Raw genomic sequence first — 19,995 nt, 5'->3', positions numbered from 1 at the left:
GCCGCGCGCCACGCCTGCGCTGAGTCCACGCTCACTCCTCCAACCCGAACCGCGTGAATGCCGTGCGCGACGGCAACCGGTAGACCGTGCGGCCGCAGACCGCGTTGACGATCGAGGCGGCCCGCCACGCCACCAGCCCGAGATCCGGCGCGCCGACGCCGTGCGTGTGCCGCTCGGCGTTCTGCACGAAGATCGCGCCGCCGATCTCCGGCGCGAGCCGCAGCCGGTAGTCGCGCTCGACGACCGGGCGGCCGCTGCCGTCCCGGGCCACCGCGTCCGCCAGCGGCCCGAGCAGCCCGTCGATCGGCCGCTCGCGGTAGCCGGTGGCGGCGACCACCGCGTCGGTCAGCCAGGTCGCCGTGCTGCCCTCCTGCCGGTGCCGCAGGCCCAGCGCGATCCGCTCCCCGTCCCGCCGCGCCGACACGACCTCCACGCCGGGCGTCAGCGTCACGCCGGGCCAGCCGCCGCCGATCGTGCGGCGGTACAGCTCGTCGTGGATGTCGGCGATGGTCTCGGCGTCGATGCCCTTGTAGAGCTGCCATTGCGCGGGCAGCAGCCGGTCGCGCTCGGCCTCGGGCAGCCGGTGGAAGAAGCGCGTGTAGTCCGGCGTGAACTGCTCCAGCCCGAGCTTGGAGTACTCCATCGGCGCGAACGACACGGTCCGCGTCACCCACCGCAGGCCGTCCGGCTGCTTGCGGTGCCGCAGCAGGTCCAGGAACACCTCCGCGCCGGACTGGCCCGAGCCGACGACCGTCACCGCGGGCAGCGCGAGCAGCCGTTCCCGCTCGGACAGGTACTCCGCGGAGTGGATCACCGGCACGTCCGGATCGTCCGCGAGCGCCCGCAACGGTTCCGGCACCCACGGCTCGGTGCCGATGCCGAGCACCACGTTGCGCGCGCTGATCTCGCCGGCGGCCGCGTGCAGGCGGAACAGCCCGTCGCGCCACTCGATCCCGGTGACGGTGGTGCCGAACCGGCAGCTGCCCAGCCGCCGCGACACCCAGCGGCAGTAGTCGTCGTACTCGGCGCGCGGGATGTGGAAGCGCTCGGCGAAGTAGAACGGGAAGAGCCGGTCCTTCGCGTGCAGGTAGTTCACAAAGGACAGTGCGCTGGTCGGATCGGCCAGCGAGACCAGGTCGGCCAGGAACGGCACCTGCAGCGTCACGCCGTCGAGCAGCAGCCCGGGGTGCCAGCGGAACTCGGGGCTGCGCTCGTACAGCGTGACGGTCAGGTCCGCGACCGGCTCGGCGAGCGCGGCCAGCGACAGGTTGGCCGGGCCGATCCCGACCCCGGCCAGATCGACCGGAGTCACCGCAGGACCACCTCGGCGGCCTGGGCGGCGGCGGTCGCGGCCACCGCGTCCAGCAGCGGGCGGTAGTCCTCCGCGGTCGCCCGCGGGTGCAGCAGGGTCAGCTTCAGCCACACGCCGTCGGCCATGGTGGCGCGGCCGACGATCGCGGTGCCGGCTTCCAGCAGCGTGCGGCGCACCCGGGCGACCAGTTCGTCGTCGGCGTCGGCCGGTTTGAACAACACGGTGGACAGCGCCGGCCTGCCCCACAGCCGCAGCGCGGGGTGCCGCTCGATCATCTCGGCGACCTCGGCGGCGGTGGCGCAGCAGTGTTCCACGAGCGCGCCCACGCCCTCGATGCCCAGCGCGCGGAAGGTGACGGCCATCCGGAACGCGTCGGGACGGCGGGACGTGCGGATCGAGCGGCCCAGCAGGTCCGGCAGCCCGGCCTCGGTGTCGTCACCGGCGTTGAGGTACTCGGCGCGCACGGACAACGCCGACAGATCCGCGGCGTCGCGCACCGCGAGCAGGCCCGCGGAGATCGGCTGCCAGCCGAACTTGTGGGCGTCCAGCGCCACCGAATCCGCCTGGTCGAGCCCGTCGAGCAGGGGCTCGAGCTGCGCGCTGCACAGGGCGAGCCCGCCGTAGGAGGCGTCCACGTGCAGGCGGGCACCGTGGCGGCGGCACACCTCCGCGACCTCGCGCAGCGGGTCGATCTCGCCGGTGTCGGTGGTGCCCGCGGTGGCGACCACGACCGCGGGCCCGCCGAGGGCGCGCAGGGTCTCCGCCAGCGCGGCCGGGCGCATGCGCTCGCCGTCGCAGTCCACCGGAACCGGCGCGGGCAGCCCGAGCAGCCACGCGGCGCGGGCCACGCTGTGGTGCGCGGTGCGCCCGCACACCGGGCGCACCGCCGGGTCCGGCTCGCGCGCGAGCAGCAGCCCGAGCAGGTTCGATTCGGTGCCGCCGGTGGTGACCACGGCGTCCGGCGCGGGCGCGTCCGGGTAGCACAGCCGGGCGATCAGGGTGACCAGCTCGCGTTCGATCTCGCTGGCGACCGGCGCCTGGTCCCACGAGTCCATCGACGGGTTGAGCGCGCTCGCCACCACATCGGCGGCGACGGCGACCGCGAGCGGCGGGCAGTGCAGGTGCGCCGCGCACGCCGGATCGGCGGGGTCGACCGAGCCCGCGGCCAGCAGCCGGGACAGCTCGGTAAGCGCTTGCTCCGCGCCCACGCCGGTGGCCCCGGCCAGGGGTTCCGCGCGGGTCAGGGCCGCCACCCCGGCCGCGACGGCCGCGGGTCCGCCCGCCGGGCCCGGTCCCCCGCGCTCCGCCGCGCCCTCGCCCATCGCGTCGAGGACCAACGGGATCAGCTCGGCCAGCCGCCGGTGACCCTCCCGGCCGCCGGCCAGCCCGGCGCCCTCCGGCATCGATTCGCCCACTCACCGCTCCTTAGGTATGCCTACGCTAAGCCACGATACGGACACCGTGCGCCGCGGGCACACCCCCGGCGGGCACGTTCCTCCCAAAGTGCCCGCCCGGGGAGCGCAAGTCATGCCGCCAAAGGGGTCACAGCGGCGTGTGCCGGGTCACCGGGGTGCCAGCGCCTCCACCTGCCGCACCGGGTCCTCGCCGGTGGGCAGCAGCGCGATCACCGGCGTGGTCAGCCCGTTGTCCACATAGGACTGGATCTTCGCACGGCACTCCTCCGGGCTGCCGTGCACGATCAGGTCGTCGACCACCTCGTCCGGAATCACCTCGTTCGCCCGTTTGCGATCGCCGGCCCGCCATGCCTCGTGCATCGGCGCGAGCGCCTCGCCGCGGCCGAGCCAGTCGTGGAACGCCGCGTACACCGGCACCGTGAGGTAGCTGCTGATCATCATCCGGCCCAGGCCCCGCGCGGCGTCGCGGTCGGTGGTCGGGCAGACGAAGATCCGGGCCGCCAGCTCGGTGTCCGGCCCGACCTCGGCGCGCACCTGCCGGACGTCGGCGGGCGAGAGCCAGTTCGTGATCGCGCCGTCGGCTTCCTTGGCGGCCAGTTTGAGCATGCCGGGCCGCAGGGCGGCGAGCATGATCGGCGGAGCCGGTTCCGGCGCGCGTTCCAGCCGGAACTTGCTGACCGAGAACGTCTCGTACTCCGCCGTCACCTTCTCCCCCGCCAGGGCCGCACGCAGGAACCGCAGGGTGTCGCGGGTGCGGGCGAACGGCTTGTCGAACGCGGCGGCGTTCCAGCCCTGCACGATCACCGGTGAGGACGCGCCGATGCCGAGCACGAACCGGCCGGGCGCGGCCTCGGCCAGGGTCGCCGCGGACATCGCCAGCAGGCCGGGACCGCGCGTGTAGACCGGCACGATCGCGGTGCCCAGCCGCAGCTCCGGCGCCCACTGCGAAGCCAGCAGCAGCGGCGAGAACGCGTCCGTCCCGGCGGTCTCGGCCGACCACGCGTCGGTGTAGCCGAGCGCGGGCAGCCGCTCGATCAGCTCACGGTGCGCGATCAGCGGCACCCCGGTCAGCGGAATCGTGATTCCCCAGCGCTTCATCGCGCAGCAGCCTCCAGCTCTCGGTTGATCCAGTCCACCTGGACCTTCATCAGGTTCTCCGCGACCTCTTCGGCCTGCGGCGTCATGTGGGTCGCGCCGACCAGCGGCAGGAACACGTGCGGGCGGCCCGCGGCCAGCAGCGCCGAGGACAGCCGCAGCGCGTGCGCGACGAACACGTTGTCGTCGGCCAGGCCGTGCACGATCAGCAGCGCGCGCCGCAGCTCCGGCGCACTGGCGATCAGCGAGTTGCGCTCGTAGGACTCCGGCTCCTCGTCCGGCACGCCGAGGTAGCGCTCGGTGTAGTGGGTGTCGTAGAGGGACCAGTCGGTGACCGGGGCCCCCGCGACCGCCGCGTGGAAGACGTCCGGGCGGCGCAGCACGGCCAGCGCGGACAGGTAGCCGCCGTAGGACCAGCCGCGGATCGCCACCCGGGACAGGTCCAGCTCGGGGTGATCGGCGGCGACCGCGGGCAGCGCGTCCACCTGGTCGGTGAGCGTCACCTCGGCCAGCTCGCGCACGATCTCCTTCTCCCACGCCGGACCGCGGCCCGGGGTGCCGCGGCCGTCCGCGACCAGGACCGCGAAGCCCTGGTCGGCCAGCCACTGCGAGGTGAGGAAGGCGTTGCGGCTCTGCAGGACGCGCTGCGCGTGCGGGCCGCCGTAGGGGTCGAGCAGGACGGGCAGCTTCCCGTCCTCGGGCCGGTAGCCGGTGGGCAGGAGCAGCGCGGCACGCAGGCCGCGCTCGCCGACGGTGAGCCACTCCGGGTCGGGTTCGAGGCCCGGGTCGACCGGGTAGGACTCGACGTTGGCCAGCGGGCGGCCGTCGCGCAGCACGCTGACCTCGGGGCCGCTGCGGCGCAGGCTCCACGACGACAAGACGGTGATCTCCGCGGTGCCGGCGCCGACGTGCACGCCGTCGGTGCCGGACAGCCGGGTCACGCCGTCCGGGCCGGTGCGGTAGACGTGGATCTGCGTGGGGTCCTCGGCCGAAGCGCTGAACAGGACCTCCGCGCCGACGTGCAGCACGGAGCGGACCTGCAGGCCGGGCCCGGTGACCGGGTCGCCGTCGATCACCAGCCGGTAGCTGCCGTCGGCGGCGCTGACGTGCACCAGCCGCCCGTCGGCGGTCCAGGCCGGCACGCCCGGCACGATCTCGACCCAGTGCGGATCGGTCTCGGTGTGCAGCAGCTTGGTGGAGCCGTCGGCCGGGTCCACCGCGTAGATCGCGAGTTCCCGCTGGTCGCGGGGCTGCACGGCGAGCAGCGGCGGGCCAGCGGCCGTCCAGTGCACCGCGACGAGGTACTCCCAGTCGCCGCGCTCGACGTCGACCCGGGTGCCGTCGAGACCGAAGAAGGACAGCGAGACGTCGACGTTCGTGGTGCCGGCGGCCGGATAGGCGACGGTGTTCGCGCCGGACTCGGGGTGGGCCGGGTCGGAGATGGTCCAGCGGGGCACGCCGGTGCGGTCGGTGCGCTCGACGAGCAGGCTCTGCCCGTCGGGCGACCACCAGTAGCCGCGGGCGCGGCCCAGTTCCTCGGCGGCGATGAACTCGGCCAGCCCCCACGCGATGTCCTCGCCGTCCTCACCGGCGAGCACCGTGTCCTCGCGTGTGGCGAGGTCGATGACGCGCAGCGCGCGGTCCCGGACGTAGGCGATGTGCGTGCCGGGCGGGTTCGGCCGCGGGTCGACGACCGAGGTGTCGACCAGCTCGGACACCTCACGGCTGGCCAGGTCGACGGTGTAGAGCTTGCCGGACAGGGAGAACGCGGCCAGGCGGAACTCGTCGTCGACGGCGTAGCCGACCACGCCGCCCGCGCTCTCCCGCATGCGCTCGCGGCGGGCCCGCTCCTCCGGTGGCAGCTCCTCCTCGCCGGGCAGCAGCTCCGCGGCGTCCACGACCTTGGTTTCGGTCCCGGTGGCGAGGTCGAATTCCCACAGGCTGTTGCGCCGGTCGGTGCCGGACTCCGAACGCAGGAACAGCAGCCGGGCCCCATCGGGCGCGACGCGGAACTCGCGTGGGGTGCCGAGGGTGAAGCGCTGCGTGCGGGCCTGCTGGCGAAGGAAGGAGAGCTCGTCGGTCACGCCTCGCACTCTGTCAAACCAGCACCGCTCTTGGCGACCCGTGCACGGGGGAACAACGAATTGCCACCTGGCGGCGGAACTGCGCAACGATCAGTCCGCCGAAACAACGATCGACGGATGATTCCCAGCCTGAACTGCCCTTAGCCTGATGTCATGACGACCTCCGCGGCCGAGTTCATCGCGCTCGACGAGCGCTGGAGCACGCACAACTACCACCCGCTGCCCGTCGTGATCGCCGAGGCCGAGGGCGCCTGGGTGACCGACGTCGAGGGCCGCCGGTACCTCGACTTCCTGTCCGCCTACTCGGCGCTGAACTTCGGGCACCGGCACCCCGCGCTGATCGCCGCCGCGCAGGAGCAGCTGGCACGGGTCACGCTGACCTCGCGCGCGTTCCACCACGACCAGCTGGGCGCGTTCTGCCGCGAGCTGGCCGAGCTGACCGGCACCGAGATGGTGCTGCCGATGAACTCCGGCGCCGAAGCGGTGGAATCCGCGCTGAAGGTCGCCCGGAAGTGGGCCTACGAGGTGAAGGGCGTGCCGGACGGGCGGGCCGAGATCGTGGTCGCCGGGTCGAACTTCCACGGCCGCACCACCACGATCATCTCGTTCTCCACCGACGAGTCCGCGCGCGCCGGGTTCGGCCCGTACACGCCGGGGTTCACGGTGGTGAAGTACGGCGACGCGGCGGCGCTGCGCGACGCGATCACCGAGCGCACCGCGGCGGTCCTGCTGGAGCCGATCCAGGGCGAGGCCGGGGTGCTGGTGCCGCCGGAGGGGTACCTGGCCGAGGCGCGCCGGCTGTGCGACGAGGCCGGGGCGCTGCTGATCGCCGACGAGATCCAGTCCGGACTGGCCCGCACCGGGACGCTGCTGGCGCTGGAGCACACCGGGGTGCGCGCCGACCTGTACACGCTGGGCAAGGCGCTGGGCGGCGGGATCCTGCCGCTGTCCGCGGTGGTCGGCCGGGCCGACGTGCTGGGCGTCCTCAAGCCGGGCGAGCACGGTTCGACGTTCGGCGGCAACCCGCTGGCGTGCGCGGTCGGCCGGGCGGTGATCGGGCTGCTGTCCGCCGGCGAGTTCCAGCGGCGGTCCACGGAGCTGGGGGCGCGCATGCACACGCGCCTCGGTGAGCTGGTCGGGCACGGGCTGGCGGAGGTGCGCGGACGCGGCCTGTGGGCGGGCATCGACATCACGCCGGGCGGGTTGTCGGGCCGCGAGGCGTCTGAGGCCCTGGCTACAAAGGGCCTGCTGGCGAAGGAGACCCACGGCGCGACGCTGCGGCTGGCCCCACCGCTGACGATCACGGAGGCCGATTTGGATCGGGGGCTGGACATCCTGGCGGAGGTCCTGGGCCGCTGACCGCCGCCGTGGACCCCGCCGCCGCGAAGTGGCACTCGGCGCAGCGGGCGCGGAACTCACGTGCGGGAGCGCGGGACTCGCGGGGCGGAGCGCGGGACTCGCGCGCGGGAGCGTGGGACTCGCGCGCGGGAGCGCGGGACTCGCGCGCGGGAGCGTGGGACTCGCCGAACGCGGACGTGGGACTCGCCGGACAGGAGCGCGAACTCGCCACCGCAAGCGCGAACGTGGCACTCGCCGTCGCGAGCACGCCACCACGGGCGCGAACGTGGAACTCGCGCGCCGGAACGTGGGACTCGCGCGCGGGAGCGTGGGACTCGCGTGCCGCGGTTGAAACCCTCCGTCCCTCCCGTACGTTGGGCAGGCAACGGAGGGAGCAGGGGATGGAACGGGCACTGGTGCCGGGCGAGGCGAGCGATCCGGAGGAGCTGCACGCGCGGGGCCGGGAGCTGGGTGAGCGCACCCCGCCGACCGCGCCCGACCACGCCGCCGCGGGGGAGCACCGGCCGGGCGTCGCCGAGTTCGTCGAGCGCAGCAACGAAGGGCGGCTCGGCGAGCTGATCCCCCTGCGGATCGGGCGCATGATCGCCTCCCCGTTCGCGTTCTTCCGGGGCGGCGGCGGGCTGATGGCCGCCGACCTGGCCGGCACCCCGCACAGCGGCCTGTCCGCCCAGATCTGCGGTGACGCGCACGCCGCGAACTTCGGCCTGTACGGCACACCGGACGGGCAGATCGTCATGGACATCAACGACTTCGACGAGACCATCCGCGGCCCGTGGGAGTGGGACCTCAAACGCCTCGCCGCGAGCCTGGTCCTCGCCGGGCGCGAGGGTGGCGTGTCCGAAGAGGACTGCCGGGACGCGGCCGAGGACGCGGTCAAGTCCTACCGGCGCGTGGTGCGCCAGCTCGGCGAGGCGTCGTTCCTGCGGTCGTGGAACGCGCTCGGCGACGCGGACGCACTGTCCAAAGTGAAGGCCCACGACCTCGCCGACGAGTTCAGCGAGGCCACCGAAAAGGCCCGCCGCAACACCAGCGCCCGCGTCTCCGCCAAGTGGACCGAGCGCATCGACGACCACACCACCGGCCTGAGCCGCCACCGGTTCGTCGAGGACCCGCCCGTGCTGCGGCACGTCGACGAGGCCACCGCGGACGCCGTCGCGGACGGGCTGGTGTCCTATGTGCACACGCTGCGGGAGTCGCGGCGCAACCTGATCGCCCGCTACCGCATCGCCGACGTCGCCTTCCGCGTGGTCGGCACCGGCAGCGTCGGGCTGCGCAGCTACCTCGTGCTGCTGCACGGCAACACCGACGAGGACCTGGTGCTGCAGGTCAAGGAGGCCCGGCCGTCCGCGCTCACGCCGTACCTGCCGGAGCACCGCACCGAGCACGAGGGACAGCGGATCGTGCACGGCGCCCGCCTGGTGCAGGCCGAGACCGACATCCTGCTCGGCTGGACCACCGTCGCGGGCAGGCCGTTCATCGTGCGCCAGTTCCGCAACTACAAGGGCGAGATCGAACCCACCGAGCTGGGCGGCAAGGACCTCGACGACTACGGCCGCCTCGCCGGCGCGCTGCTCGCCCGCGCCCACATCCGCTCGGTCCACCCGCGGCTGCTGGCGGGATACTTCGACGGTGACGACCAGCTCGACGAGGCGATCGGCCGCTACGCCGTCCGGTACGCCGACCAGACCGAGGCCGACCACGCCGAACTGGTCACGGCGGTCAAGAACGGCCGGTTCCCGGCGATCACGGACTGACGCGTGAGGTGGGGCCTCGCGGCGGTCTGCCTGCTGGCCGCGGTGGCGATCGGCGTCCCGTTCGCCGGGGACACCACGGCGAGCGGGCCCGACGCGACGATCACCGCGTGGATCGGCGACGCGGTCGGCGGGCAGCCCGCGCTGCTGCGGTTGTTCGTGCTGCCCACCGAACCGGTCGTGCTGCTGCCGCTGCTGGCGATCGTGGTGCTCGCCTGCGCGCTGGGCCGCCGCTGGGACGGCGTGGCATTGGCGGTGCTCGGGGTCGCGGTGCCGGTCGCGCTCAACACCTGGGTGCTCAAGCCGCTGTTCGACCGGATGAAGACCGACTACCTCGCCTACCCGAGCGGGCACACGGTCAGCATGGTCGCCACGCTCACCGTGCTGGTGCTGCTCGCCCGGCCGGGCCCGGCCACCGCGGTCACCGCGACGCTGAGCGGGTTCGTCACGATCATCGCCGGCATCGGGCTCGTCGGCCTGGGCTACCACTACCCCACCGACGTGCTGGGCGGCGCGTGCTTCGCCGTCGCCGTGGTGCTCGCGCTCAGCTCACCGACGCGGCGTCTCGCGCCAGCGCGGTCAGCCGGCTCACCGCCCGCAGGTACTTCTTCCGGTAGCCCCCCTGCAGCATCTCCTCGGTGAACAGCGCCGCCAGCGACTCACCGGAGACGACCACCGGGACGGCCCGGTCGTAGAGCCGGTCGGCGAAGGCGACCAGCCGCAGCGCGACGTTCTGGTCCGGCGCCGGCCGCACCCCGCGGATGTGCACCACCGACACGCCGTCGACGAGACGGCCGTAGCGGGACGGGTGCAGCTTCGCCAGGTGCGCGCACAACGCGTCGAAGTCGTCGAGCGTCGAGCCCTCCCGGCTGTCCGCCGACGCGAGCAGGGTCTCCTCGGACACCGGCGGCGGCGCCTCGGGCAGGCCGCGGTGCCGGTAGTCCGGCCCGTCCACCCGCACCACCGAGAACCGCGACGACAGCGACTGGATCTCGCGCAGGAAGTCCTCGGCCGCGAACCGGCCCTCGCCGAGCTTGTCCGGCAGCGTGTTCGAGGTCGCCGCGACGTACACGCCGGCGTCGGTCAGTTCCCGCAGCAGGCGGGTGACCAGCATCGTGTCGCCCGGGTCGTCCAGCTCGAACTCGTCGATCGCGAGCAGCCGGTGCTCGGACAGCCGCCGCACCGCCTCGCCGAAGCCGAGCGCGCCGACCAGGTGGGTCAGTTCGACGAACGTGCCGTAGGCCTTGGGCGAGGGCGCGTCGTGCCAGGTCGAGGCGAGCAGGTGGGTCTTGCCGACGCCGAACCCGCCGTCCAGGTAGAGGCCCTGCGTGCCGGGCGCGGGCGCGGAACCGCCGCCGAACAGCGACCGCAGCTTCGACTTCCTGGGCGCCGCCTTCTCGATGCGCGCCGCGAACGCCGAGCACGACTCGACCGCCTGGGCCTGGCTCGGCTCGTCCGGGTTCGGCACGTACGTGGCGAACCGCACGGCGTCGAAGCGCGGCGGCGGCACCAGGGCGGCGATCAGCTCGTCCGCTCCCAGCTCGGGCTGCCGGTCGGTGAGGTGCGCGGGCATTGACCCAGGCTATCCGGACCCGGTCGCCCGGCCCCGGTGACGGCGGCGTGATGTGATGGAGATCGTGCGCAGCCTGTGGCCCGACCCCCTCGACGACGTGACCGACGACGACCTGGACCGGATCTACGGCTACCCGGCGGCCCTGGACCGGCCGTTCGTGCAGGCCAACTTCACCGCCTCCGCCGACGGCGCCTCGACCCTGGAGGGCCGGTCCGAGGGCCTGTCCGGCCCGGCGGACAAGCGGATCTTCTTCCACGGCCGCCTGCTGGCCGACGTCGTGCTGGCCGGCGCCGGCACCGTCCGCGCGGAGAACTACCGCGGCGCCCGCACCAGCCCGGAACGCCGCGAGCGCCGGGCCCGGCTCGGGCTGGCCGAGGTCCCGCCGATCGCGGTGGTCACCGGCAGCGCCCGGCTCGACCCGTCGGCGCCGCTGTTCACCGACACCACGGTGCCGCCGATCATCATCACCACCGAGCACGCCCCCGCGGACCGGCGGCGCGCCCTCGCGGACGCGGGCGCGGACCTCCTCATCGCCGGCGTGGAGACCATCGACCTGCGGAGCGCGCTCGACCAGCTCGCCGAGCGTGGGCTGATGCGCATCAACTGCGAGGGCGGGCCGCACCTGTTCGGCGAGCTGGTCGCCGAGGACCTGGTCGACCAGCTGTGCCTGACGGTCGCGCCGCTGCTGGCCGGCGGCGGCGCGGACCGCATCGCGATCGGCCGGATGGCGTCCGAGGCCCGCGACATGGACCTGGCATCGATCCTGGTCGAAGACGGTTTCACGATGCTGCGGTACCGCCGCCGCCCGTAAGGTGGGCAGATGCTGCCGCTGACCCCGCCGATCCAGCCGATGCTGGCGAAACCGGCGAAGTCGATCCCGGACTCCGACGAGCTGCTGTTCGAGCCCAAGTGGGACGGCTTCCGCTGCCTCGTCTTCCGCGACGGCGACGAGCTGACGCTGCAGTCGCGGGCCGGGAAGCCGCTGAACCGGTACTTCCCGGAGGTCCTGGCGCAGCTGCCGCCGCTGCTGCCCGACCGGGTGGTGCTGGACGGTGAACTGGTCGTCGGCCGCGAGGGGCACCTCGACTTCGACGCGCTCACCGAGCGGATCCACCCGGCCGAGTCGCGCATCCGGCTGCTCGCCGAGCAGACCCCGGCCACGTTCGTCGCGTTCGACCTGCTCGCCCTGGGGGACGAGGCGTTCCTCGGCGAGCCGACCAGCACGCGGCGGGATCGCCTGGCGGAACTCGCCGGGCAGGACCTGAACATCACCCCGGCGACCACCGACCCGGCCACCGCGCGGCACTGGTTCGAGCTGTTCGAGGGCGCCGGGCTGGACGGGGTGATCGGCAAACCGCTGGACGCCGGGTACGAGCCGGGCAAGCGGATCATGATCAAGTACAAGCATTCGCGCACCGCCGACTGCGTGGTGGCCGGGCTGCGCTGGCACAAGGATTCCACGCCCGGCGAGGCCGTCGGATCGCTGCTGCTCGGGCTCTACGACGACAACGGCGTGCTGCACCACCCGGGTGTGGTGGGGTCGTTCCCGGTGAAGCGGCGCAGGGAGCTGGCGGAGGAGTTCGCCGGCCTGATCACCGACGGCGCCGGGCACCCGTGGCTGGACGGCACGGTCGAGGGGCAGCGCCTGCCCGGCGGCGTCACGCGGTGGCGCTCGACCGAGCAGCCGTGGGTGCCGCTGCGGCCGGAGCGGGTCGTCGAGGTCGCCTACGAGCACACCGAGGGCGGGCACCCGTCCCGGTTCCGGCACACCGCGCAGTTCATCCGCTGGCGCCCCGACCGCGAGCCGGACTCGTGCACCTACGCCCAGCTCGAGGAGGTCGCCCGCTACGACCTGGACGCGGTCTTCCACGGCGAGGTCAAGCGGACCCGCTGATGACCGGCCGGATCGAACGACACGCGCTGCGGAGCCCGGGACGGCTGGCCGTCCTCGCGACGGCCCACCTGTGCCGCCGCCACCGCCGCTCGCCGGAGACGCTCGTCCGGGTGATGTGCCAGGCCCGGAACGACGAGGCGGCCGACCGGGCGCGCACCACGCTGGAGCGCGCGTGGCACACCAGCCCGCTGTGGCGGGAGAAGATCTGGCACGCCATGCGGGCGGTCCTGGCGGCCGAAGCGGACCGCAACGCCCGGGACGGCCGGGATCTGCCGTGGGTGGTCATCCTGGCGCTGGTGGACGTCCGGCCCGGGCTCATCGCCCGCTACGACCAGCGCCAGCTGCGCGAGATGCTGCTGAGCGCGGTGGGCGAGCCCGACGTCCCGTACGTGGTTGCCGCCGCCCGCCGGGCGCTGGACCGGCTGCCCGGCGGGCCCACGCAGCCGGCCCGGCCGGCTCCCCGGCGGTCGTCCGCGCCCGGCCACTACCGGCCCGGCGGAACCGGGACCGCGGGCTCCGGCGGGTTCAGCACGGGCGGGTTCACCGTCCACGGCGTCTGAGCGCACCGACCCCGCTCACCCCCGGCACACCGGCGTCGTGCGAACCTCGGGGGCGAACACGCACCCAGGGAAAGAGGAACGTCGTGCCGCGCCGTGGTCTCGTGCTCGCTGTGCTGCTGTCGGCCCTCCTCGCCGGCTGCACGGCGGGGCCGTCGAAACGGCCGCCGGTCGTGGAGAACGACGAGCCGGTGTCCTCCGCGCCGGCCAGCTCCGCCACGGACGTGCCGCTGCCGCCGCTGACCGAACCGCGCTCGCCCGCACTGGACTGGGCCGACTGCGACGCCCAGACCCGCAGCCGGCTCGGCACCGAAGCGCCCGGCTACCTGCGGTTCAGCTGCGGCACCGTGATGTCCACACTGGACGACCCCGCCCTGCCGGGCCGCGTGCAGACCCGCGTGTCCGTCCTCAAGGCGGGCAACGGCGCGATTCCGCTGGTCGTGGTCAACGACGTCGCGGGCGAGCCCGGCACCCTCCACGCCGCGCGGCTCGCCTCGGCGCTGCCGCCCGCGCTGTTACAGCGGTTCTCGCTGATCGGCGTCGACCGGCGCGGCACCGGCGAGTCGGACCCGCTGTCGTGCGTGCCCGAGGACACCCGCAGCCAGCTGCTCAACCAGGACCCGGCCGACGACGACCTGGAACCGCTGCTGGACGCCGCCCGCAAGGCCGGGCAGCAGTGCGCGATCGACCTCGGTGGCGCGCAGCAGGCGTTCGACAGCTGGCGCACCGCGGGCGATCTCGAGGAGATCCGCGACGAGCTGGGCGTGCCGAAACTGCACGCGCTCGCGCACGGCGAGGGTTCGCACGTGCTGATCTCCTACGCGGCCCGGTTCCCGGAGCGGGTCGGGCGGTTCGTGATGGACGGCATCCCGGACCCCTCCAGCGACACGGTCACCGTGCTCGGCGACCTGGCCGCCGCGCAGCAGGCCACCCTCGACGCCTACGGCCGGGCGGTCGGCCAGGACGCGGCGGCGACGGTGAACGCCGTGATGGACCGGTTGCGCGCGGCGCCGCAGGTCCTGCCCGGCGGCGCGGTGTTCGGCGCGGGCACGGCGCTGCGGGCGGTGGTCACCGGGCTCGCCGACCGCGCCCGCTGGACCGAGCTGGCCCGGGCGCTGGACGCCGGCCGGGCGGGCGACGCCCGCTGGCTCGCCGGGTTCGTCGCACCGATGCTCAACGGCTCGGACGTCTCGCCGTCCCACCTGGACGGCACGCTCGCCACCGAGTGCAACGACACGGTCGAGCGGATGCCCGCCGACCGGATCTCCGGGCTGACCACCGAGCTGCGCGGCCGCTACCCCGTCTTCGGCGGGCTGGTGACGCAGCGGCTCGTGTGGTGCCTGCCGTGGCCGGCGCGCACCGAGCCGCTGCCCACGCTGGGCACCTCCGGGCTGCCGCCGATCCTGGTCACCAGCACCCTGACCGACCCGGTCACCCCGGAGACCGGCACGGTGCGCGCGGCGCAGCAGATCCCGAGCGCGGTGCGGGTCGCGTGGCAGGGCGCCGGGCACGGGGCGCTCGGCTCGCCGTGCGCGGCCGAAGCGGTGCGCGCGTTCCTCGTCGACGGCAAGGTCCCGGCCGACGGCACCCTCTGCCCCGCTTAGGGGACCCGGCGCGGCCCCCGTTTAGGCTTGTCCTCCATCCGCCGGACCACTGAGTACTGGGAGTGACTGTGCCGTCTTCCGCGGTCGAGACGCCGGCTGTGACGCCGGCGCCCCGGGACAGCGCGCGACGACCGATTCCCTGGATCGCCGTGTGGCCCGTCCTCGTGCTGGGCGCGGTCGCCGGGTTCTGGTACGTCAGAGAGGTCCTGACCCACCTGCCCGCGCTGCTGCACCTGCTCGACCTGGGCGTCTACCGGATCGCGGGCGAGCGCGTGCTCGGCGGCGTGTCCGTCTACGACACGCCGCTGCTGGGCAACATCCGCGGGCACTGGGAGTTCGTCTACACCCCGTTCGCCGCGCTGTTGTTCACGCCGCTGGCGCCACTGAAGGGTGAACTCTTCACGTGGGTGGGCGCGCTCGGTGACTACGCGATGCTGGCCGTCGGCGTGTGGGCGGCGCTGTCGCTGCTGCGGTTCCGGCGGGATCTGCGCTTGGTGCTGGTCAGCCTGGCGGTCGCGGCGCTGCTGATGTGGTGCGAGCCGGTGCGCGAGACGATGGCGTTCGGGCAGATCAACATCCTGCTCATGACGCTGGTGCTGCTCGACCTGGCGCTGCCGGACTCGTCGAAGGTCAAGGGCGCGCTGATCGGCATCGCCGCCGGGATCAAGCTGACACCCGCGTTCTTCGTGCTGTACCTGCTGGTGACACGCCGCTACCGGGCGGCGATCGTCGCCGCGGGCACGTTCGTGGTGACCGTGGCGGCCGGGTTCGCGTTCCTGTGGCGCGACTCGGTGACGTTCTGGTCCGGTGCGTTCATGGACCCGACACGCGTGGGCGTGCCGGAGAACCCGGCGAACGAGTCGCTGCGCGGGTTCTTCGCGCGGGCGACCGGGGTGACCGGCGGGATGCAACTCGTGTGGCTGCTGGCCGCGGCCGCGACCGCCGTGGTGTGCCTGCTGCTGGCGCGCCGCCTGGCCGCCCGCGGTGAGGAGCTGGTGGCGGCGACGCTGTGCGGCCTGGCGACGACGGCCGTGTCGCCCTACAGCTGGGTGCACCACTGGGTGTGGCTGGCGATGCTGCTGATCTGCCTGGCGAACGTCGCGCTGCGCGGGTCGGTGCTGGGGTGGATCGGGCTGGCCGGGGCCGCGCTCATCACCTCCGGCGGGGTGCTGCCGCTGATCGGCTTCGAGGCCGACACGGTGCTGGGCTTCCAGCCGGCCGGGCTGACGTGGCTGTTCCAGAACGCCTACCTGTGGCTGACGTTCGCGGTGTTCGTGGCGGTCGCGCTGTACTACCGGACGCCGAAGGACCCGGCGGCGCTGCCCACGGCGACCGCCTCCGCCAGCAGCCGGTAGGAGTCCAGCATCTCGGCGCGGTCGTAGGTGCTGGTGGTCACCAGGACCTCGTCGGCGCCGGTGCGGTCCACCAGGCCGGCCAGGGCCGCGGCCGCCTCGTCCGGGGTGCCGGCGATCTGCCCCTGCCGGGCGTCGTCGAAGTAGCGTCGTTCGCGGTCGGTCATCGGGGTCGCCAGGATCTCCCCCGCCGGGCGCAGCGGCGGGAACACGCCGTGCGTGCGCGACCAGGCCGACGACCACGCCTCCGGCACCAGCAGCCGCTCGGCGGCCGCGCGCGTCCCGGCCACGGCGATCGTCGCCGAGACGATCACGTACGGCATCGGGCAGCGGGACGACGGGACGAAGCCGTCGCGGTAGCGGGTGATCGCCTCGATCATGGGTGCCTCGCCGCGCACCGAGCCGATGACCAGCGGCAGCCCCAGCTCGGCGGCCAGGTCCGCGCCCGCCCCGGTGGCCAGCAGGAACGCCGGGACCGGCTGCCCCTCGGCCGGGAAGGCGTGCACCCCGGGGAACGCGCGCTGGGTGCCGTCGAGGTAGCCGAGCAGCAGCCGGACCTGCTCGCCGAAGCGGTCGGCGTCGTCCTTGTCGTGGCCGAGCGCGCGCCGCACGCCGCCGGTGAACCCGACCGAGCGGCCCAGCCCCATGTCGATCCGGCCGGGGTGCAGAGCCTCCAGCACACCGAACTGCTCCGCCACGACGAGCGGCTGGTGGTTGGGCAGCATCACGCCACCGGTGCCGACGCGGATGCGCGAGGTGGCATCAGCGACGGCGGCGGCGAGCACGGTGGGCGCGGACCCGGCCACCCCGGGCACGCTGTGGTGCTCGGACACCCAGAACCGGTGGTAGCCGAGCGCCTCGGCCTCCCGCGCGAACGCCACGGTCTCGCGCAGGGCCTGGGCGTGGGTGCCACCTTCGCGGGTACGGGACCGATCGAGCACGGACAGCTTCACGCCTTGGTCAACACGCCGGCCCCGCCACGTGTTCCGGTCCCGGCGCGAGCAGCGTCACTCGGAGCGGACCGGACCGGCACGAAGATCGCCCGGGCGAGGCCGGTGAGCACCGATCCGCTGCACACCTGCCACCCGCGGCCACCTCACGTGCCCGGCCGCGCCTTGCTCGGCTGCACGCGCTTCGGCTCGCCGGGCATCTTCGGATAATCCGGCGGGTACGGCATCTCGCCCAGGCCGTGGTCGCGCTCGTCGCGGGCGTACCACTCCAGCGCCGCCTCCAGGCCGAACGCCCGGTCGTCGATGGCGGCGTGCGGGTCGCCGTGCTCGGCCAGCCAGTCCGGCACCGTGAGCACGTCGAAGTCGTCCGGGTCGGCCTCGGGCAGCTGCTCCCACGTCAGCGGCGTGGACACCGTGGCCCGGGGCGTGCCGCGCACCGACCACGACGACGCCACCGTCCGGTCCCGCGCCGCCTGGTTGTAGTCGAGGAACACGCGGCCGCCGCGCTCCTCCTTCCACCACGCGATCGTGGCGAGATCGGGCACGCGCCGCTCCACCTCGCGACCCAGCGCGATCACCGCGTGCCGCACGTCGACGAAGTCCCACTCCGGCCGGATCCGCACCAGCACGTGCACGCCGCGCCCGCCGGAGGTCTTCGGGTACCCGGTCAGCCCGGCGTCCGCCAGCACCTCCCGCACCACCAGCGCCACGCGGACCGCGTCGCCGAACCCGGATCCGTCCGGGGGATCCACGTCGATGCGCAGTTCGTCCGGATGGTCCACATCGGCCCGCCGGACCGGCCACGGGTGGAAGTCGAGCGTGCCGAGGTTGGCCGCCCACGCGAACACCGCCGCCTCGGTGGGACAGACCTCGTCCGCGGTCCGCCCGGACGGGAAGGTGATCCGCGCGGTCTGCACCCATTCGGGCGCTCCACGAGGTACCCGTTTGGCGTAGAACGGCTCACCGGAAACGCCGTCCGGGAACCGTTTCAGCGTCGTCGGCCGCTCCCCCACCGCCCGCAGCAAGGGCTCCGCGACGGCGAGGTAGTACTCCACGACCTGCCGCTTGGTGATCCCGCGCTCCGGGAAGTACACCTTGTCCGGATTGGACACCCGCACCGTGCGCGCGCCCACCTGGTATTCGACCGCCTCACCGCGTGCTGCCACCGGATCACCGTAGCCCCGCCGGGCCGGTTCCGCGCGTGCCTTACCGTGGACGTCGTGCCCCGCCGCCTGAAGATGATCGTCGCGCTCGTCCTGCTCGCCGGGGCGGTGGTGGCGGCGTTCACACTTCCGGTGCCCAGCCCGGCGGAACTGCGCAACTGGGCCGCCGGCGCGGGCGCGGTGACCGCACTGGTGTTCCTGGCCGCCTACGCGGTGCTCACCGTCGCCCCCATCCCCCGCACCGTCTTCAACCTCGCGGCGGGACTGCTGCTCGGCGACGCGCTCGGCATCGTGGTGGCCATCACGGCGACCGCGGTCTCCGGCGCGCTCGGGTTCGGCCTGGCCCGCCTGGTCGGGCGCGACCTCGTGTCCCGCCACCTGGAACGGAAAGTGGTGCGCGCGGTCGACGAACGACTCGCCGACGGCGGTGTCGTCGCGATCGCGTCGCTGCGGCTGATCCCGGTGGTTCCCTTCGCGCCACTGGGATATTGCTGCGGCATCCTCTCGGTGCGGTTCCGCCCTTACCTGATCGGGACCGTGCTGGGCAGCCTGCCGGGCACGATCGCGGTGGTGGTGCTGGGCGACGCGCTCACCGGCAGCACCCCGCCGGCGCTGCTGGCCTGCTACGGTGCCTTCGCGCTCGCGGGTGCCGTTGGCCTGGCGCGAATCGCCCGCGGGACTGCTTACGCCGGGCGTATCAGGCAGCCCGCTACACTCGACCCGGTGCGCGAGGAGATCGTTCGCGCTGAGCCAAGCCAGCACATGCGGAGAGTTTCCGAGGAGTAGTCCCATCGACACCGGTCAGCTGATCGCAGGGCACTATCGCCTCGTTGAGCACATCGGCAGCGGCGCCATGGGCGTCGTGTGGCGCGCGGTCGACGAGCGCCTCGAGCGTTCGGTTGCGGTGAAGCAGATCCTCGCCCAGCCGGGCATGTCCGAGGCCGAGCGCAACAGCATGCGCCAGCGAGCGATGCGCGAGGCGAAGAACGCGGCACGGTTCCAGCACCCGAACGCCATCGTGGTGTTCGACATCGCCGAGCACGGCGGCGACCCGTGCCTGGTCATGGAGTACCTGCCCTCGCGCAGCCTCTCCGCGGTGATCGCCGAGCAGGGCACGCTGCCGCTGGCCGAGGTCGCCCGCATCGGGCACCAGGTCGCCTCGGCGCTGGTCGTGGCGCACCGCGCGGGGATCGTGCACCGGGACATCAAGCCGGCGAACATCCTGATCGACGAGAACGGCACCGCGAAGATCACCGACTTCGGCATCTCGCGGGCGGCGGGCGACCTCACGCTCACCCAGACCGGCCTGATCGGCGGCACCCCGGCCTACCTCGCGCCCGAGCTGGCGCGCGGCTCGGACCCGGCGCCGGCCTCCGACGTCTTCTCCCTCGGCGCGACGCTCTACCACGCGCTGGAGGGCCAGCCGCCCTACGGCAACAGCTCCAACCAGCTCGCCCTGCTCTACACGGCGGCGAACGGGCAGGTCATCCCGCCGCGCAGCGCCGGCAAGGCGACCGCGCTGCTGATGAGCCTGCTGCGGGTCGAGCCGGAGGAGCGGCCGACCATGCTGGAGGCCCGCGACCGGCTGGCCGCGCTCGCCAACGGCGAGAAGGACACCAAGGGCACGCTGGTGTCGCCGCCGCTGTTCAACGGCGGCCGGCGGCCCGCGGCCGTGCCCGCCGAAGCCCCGGCGCCTGCCGAGCGGCCGCCGTGGCAGCGCACCGGCGCCGCCACCGCGGCGCCGCCCGCCCCGCCCCCCGCCCTGTCGCAGCAGCGCAGCCCGCGCAACCCGACGGCGGCGTTCATCCCGCCACCGAAGCCGCACCAGCAGGCCAAGCCGTCACCGCTGAAGCGCAAGGGCGTGCTGGCCGGGTCCGCGGCGGCCC

The 19,995-nt window shown here is 73.9% G+C and carries 17 protein-coding genes; 10 read left to right on the top strand and 7 right to left on the bottom strand.

Features of this window, described 5'->3' with window-relative positions; genetic code table 11:
- Nucleotides 1-31: 31 nt before the first annotated feature.
- From D0D28_RS16020 to D0D28_RS16005, 4 genes are all read right to left on the bottom strand, one after another.
- Nucleotides 32-1,312 (bottom strand): lysine N(6)-hydroxylase/L-ornithine N(5)-oxygenase family protein, encoded by a 1,281-nt coding sequence (locus tag D0D28_RS16020; protein WP_116111089.1) that lies wholly within the window; start codon nucleotides 1,310-1,312, stop codon nucleotides 32-34.
- On the bottom strand, nucleotides 1,309-2,715 hold the full coding sequence (locus D0D28_RS16015; RefSeq protein WP_116111145.1) for a pyridoxal phosphate-dependent decarboxylase family protein: 1,407 nt from the start codon (nucleotides 2,713-2,715) through the stop codon (nucleotides 1,309-1,311). The genes D0D28_RS16020 and D0D28_RS16015 overlap by 4 nt, the downstream gene beginning before the upstream one ends.
- Before the next feature lie 159 nt (nucleotides 2,716-2,874).
- Entirely contained in the window at nucleotides 2,875-3,825 is a 951-nt protein-coding gene (locus D0D28_RS16010; protein ID WP_116111088.1) for an LLM class F420-dependent oxidoreductase, read from the bottom strand.
- Nucleotides 3,822-5,906, bottom strand: coding sequence for a S9 family peptidase (locus D0D28_RS16005; protein WP_116111087.1), 2,085 nt, complete (start codon nucleotides 5,904-5,906; stop codon nucleotides 3,822-3,824). Before D0D28_RS16005 ends, D0D28_RS16010 begins: the two co-directional genes overlap by 4 nt.
- A gap of 153 nt (nucleotides 5,907-6,059) precedes the next feature.
- Between D0D28_RS16005 and rocD the strand changes: the two genes are divergently transcribed.
- From rocD to D0D28_RS15985, 3 genes are all read left to right on the top strand, one after another.
- Nucleotides 6,060-7,265: an ornithine--oxo-acid transaminase gene (gene rocD, locus D0D28_RS16000; protein ID WP_116111086.1), complete on the top strand. Its 1,206-nt coding sequence runs from the start codon at nucleotides 6,060-6,062 to the stop codon at nucleotides 7,263-7,265.
- A gap of 380 nt (nucleotides 7,266-7,645) precedes the next feature.
- On the top strand, nucleotides 7,646-9,019 hold the full coding sequence (locus D0D28_RS15990) for a DUF2252 domain-containing protein (protein ID WP_116111085.1): 1,374 nt from the start codon (nucleotides 7,646-7,648) through the stop codon (nucleotides 9,017-9,019).
- A 3-nt stretch (nucleotides 9,020-9,022) separates the two neighbouring features.
- Nucleotides 9,023-9,658: a phosphatase PAP2 family protein gene (locus tag D0D28_RS15985; protein ID WP_116111084.1), complete on the top strand. Its 636-nt coding sequence runs from the start codon at nucleotides 9,023-9,025 to the stop codon at nucleotides 9,656-9,658.
- Here D0D28_RS15985 and zapE read toward each other — a convergent pair.
- A complete protein-coding gene (zapE, locus tag D0D28_RS15980) occupies nucleotides 9,561-10,589 on the bottom strand; it encodes a cell division protein ZapE (RefSeq protein WP_116111083.1) in 1,029 nt (342 codons plus the stop codon). The two genes, D0D28_RS15985 and zapE, sit on opposite strands and share 98 nt — an antisense overlap.
- Before the next feature lie 55 nt (nucleotides 10,590-10,644).
- On the opposite strand from zapE, the gene D0D28_RS15975 reads away from it, so the two are divergent.
- From D0D28_RS15975 to D0D28_RS15955, 5 genes are all read left to right on the top strand, one after another.
- Nucleotides 10,645-11,400, top strand: a complete 756-nt coding sequence (locus D0D28_RS15975; RefSeq protein ID WP_205413279.1) for a pyrimidine reductase family protein — start codon at nucleotides 10,645-10,647, stop codon at nucleotides 11,398-11,400.
- Nucleotides 11,401-11,409: 9 nt separating this feature from the next.
- Nucleotides 11,410-12,483: an ATP-dependent DNA ligase gene (locus D0D28_RS15970; protein WP_094007233.1), complete on the top strand. Its 1,074-nt coding sequence runs from the start codon at nucleotides 11,410-11,412 to the stop codon at nucleotides 12,481-12,483.
- Nucleotides 12,483-13,043, top strand: a complete 561-nt coding sequence (locus D0D28_RS15965; RefSeq protein ID WP_094007232.1) for a hypothetical protein — start codon at nucleotides 12,483-12,485, stop codon at nucleotides 13,041-13,043. Before D0D28_RS15970 ends, D0D28_RS15965 begins: the two co-directional genes overlap by 1 nt.
- An 83-nt stretch (nucleotides 13,044-13,126) precedes the next feature.
- Nucleotides 13,127-14,644 carry an alpha/beta hydrolase gene (locus tag D0D28_RS15960; protein WP_205413278.1) on the top strand — a complete coding sequence of 506 codons (1,518 nt, stop codon included), beginning with the start codon at nucleotides 13,127-13,129 and terminating at the stop codon, nucleotides 14,642-14,644.
- Between the two features lie 149 nt (nucleotides 14,645-14,793).
- On the top strand, nucleotides 14,794-15,999 hold the full coding sequence (locus D0D28_RS15955; RefSeq protein ID WP_233157394.1) for a glycosyltransferase 87 family protein: 1,206 nt from the start codon (nucleotides 14,794-14,796) through the stop codon (nucleotides 15,997-15,999).
- Here D0D28_RS15955 and D0D28_RS15950 read toward each other — a convergent pair.
- Nucleotides 15,936-16,949 carry an LLM class flavin-dependent oxidoreductase gene (locus D0D28_RS15950; RefSeq protein WP_116111081.1) on the bottom strand — a complete coding sequence of 338 codons (1,014 nt, stop codon included), beginning with the start codon at nucleotides 16,947-16,949 and terminating at the stop codon, nucleotides 15,936-15,938. The genes D0D28_RS15955 and D0D28_RS15950 overlap by 64 nt on opposite strands.
- A 143-nt stretch (nucleotides 16,950-17,092) precedes the next feature.
- Entirely contained in the window at nucleotides 17,093-18,112 is a 1,020-nt protein-coding gene (gene ligD, locus D0D28_RS15945; RefSeq protein WP_116111080.1) for a non-homologous end-joining DNA ligase, read from the bottom strand.
- A gap of 54 nt (nucleotides 18,113-18,166) precedes the next feature.
- Between ligD and D0D28_RS15940 the strand changes: the two genes are divergently transcribed.
- Together D0D28_RS15940 and D0D28_RS15935 are read left to right on the top strand one after the other, a co-directional pair.
- Complete coding sequence (locus D0D28_RS15940) at nucleotides 18,167-18,895, top strand: TVP38/TMEM64 family protein (protein ID WP_233157393.1); 729 nt, start codon at nucleotides 18,167-18,169, stop codon at nucleotides 18,893-18,895.
- Between the two features lie 67 nt (nucleotides 18,896-18,962).
- On the top strand, nucleotides 18,963-19,995 hold a 1,033-nt coding region (locus D0D28_RS15935), incomplete at its 3' end, for a serine/threonine-protein kinase (protein WP_240323226.1).

Source organism: Amycolatopsis ruanii (genome assembly GCF_003385175.1).
Lineage (GTDB): Bacteria > Actinomycetota > Actinomycetes > Mycobacteriales > Pseudonocardiaceae > Amycolatopsis_E > Amycolatopsis_E thermalba.
This window is presented reverse-complemented; position numbering and strand designations above follow the sequence as displayed.

Bases quoted from the DNA above. Each gene is read 5' to 3' on its own strand.
- D0D28_RS16015 (WP_116111145.1), bottom strand. From the start codon at position 2,715: ATGCCGGAGGGCGCCGGGCTGGCCGGCGGCCGGGAGGGTCACCGGCGG.
- rocD (WP_116111086.1), top strand. From the start codon at position 6,060: ATGACGACCTCCGCGGCCGAGTTCATCGCGCTCGACGAGCGCTGGAGC.
- D0D28_RS15970 (WP_094007233.1), top strand. From the start codon at position 11,410: ATGCTGCCGCTGACCCCGCCGATCCAGCCGATGCTGGCGAAACCGGCG.
- D0D28_RS15990 (WP_116111085.1), top strand. From the start codon at position 7,646: ATGGAACGGGCACTGGTGCCGGGCGAGGCGAGCGATCCGGAGGAGCTG.
- D0D28_RS16010 (WP_116111088.1), bottom strand. From the start codon at position 3,825: ATGAAGCGCTGGGGAATCACGATTCCGCTGACCGGGGTGCCGCTGATC.
- zapE (WP_116111083.1), bottom strand. From the start codon at position 10,589: ATGCCCGCGCACCTCACCGACCGGCAGCCCGAGCTGGGAGCGGACGAG.
- D0D28_RS15965 (WP_094007232.1), top strand. From the start codon at position 12,483: ATGACCGGCCGGATCGAACGACACGCGCTGCGGAGCCCGGGACGGCTG.
- D0D28_RS15975 (WP_205413279.1), top strand. From the start codon at position 10,645: ATGGAGATCGTGCGCAGCCTGTGGCCCGACCCCCTCGACGACGTGACC.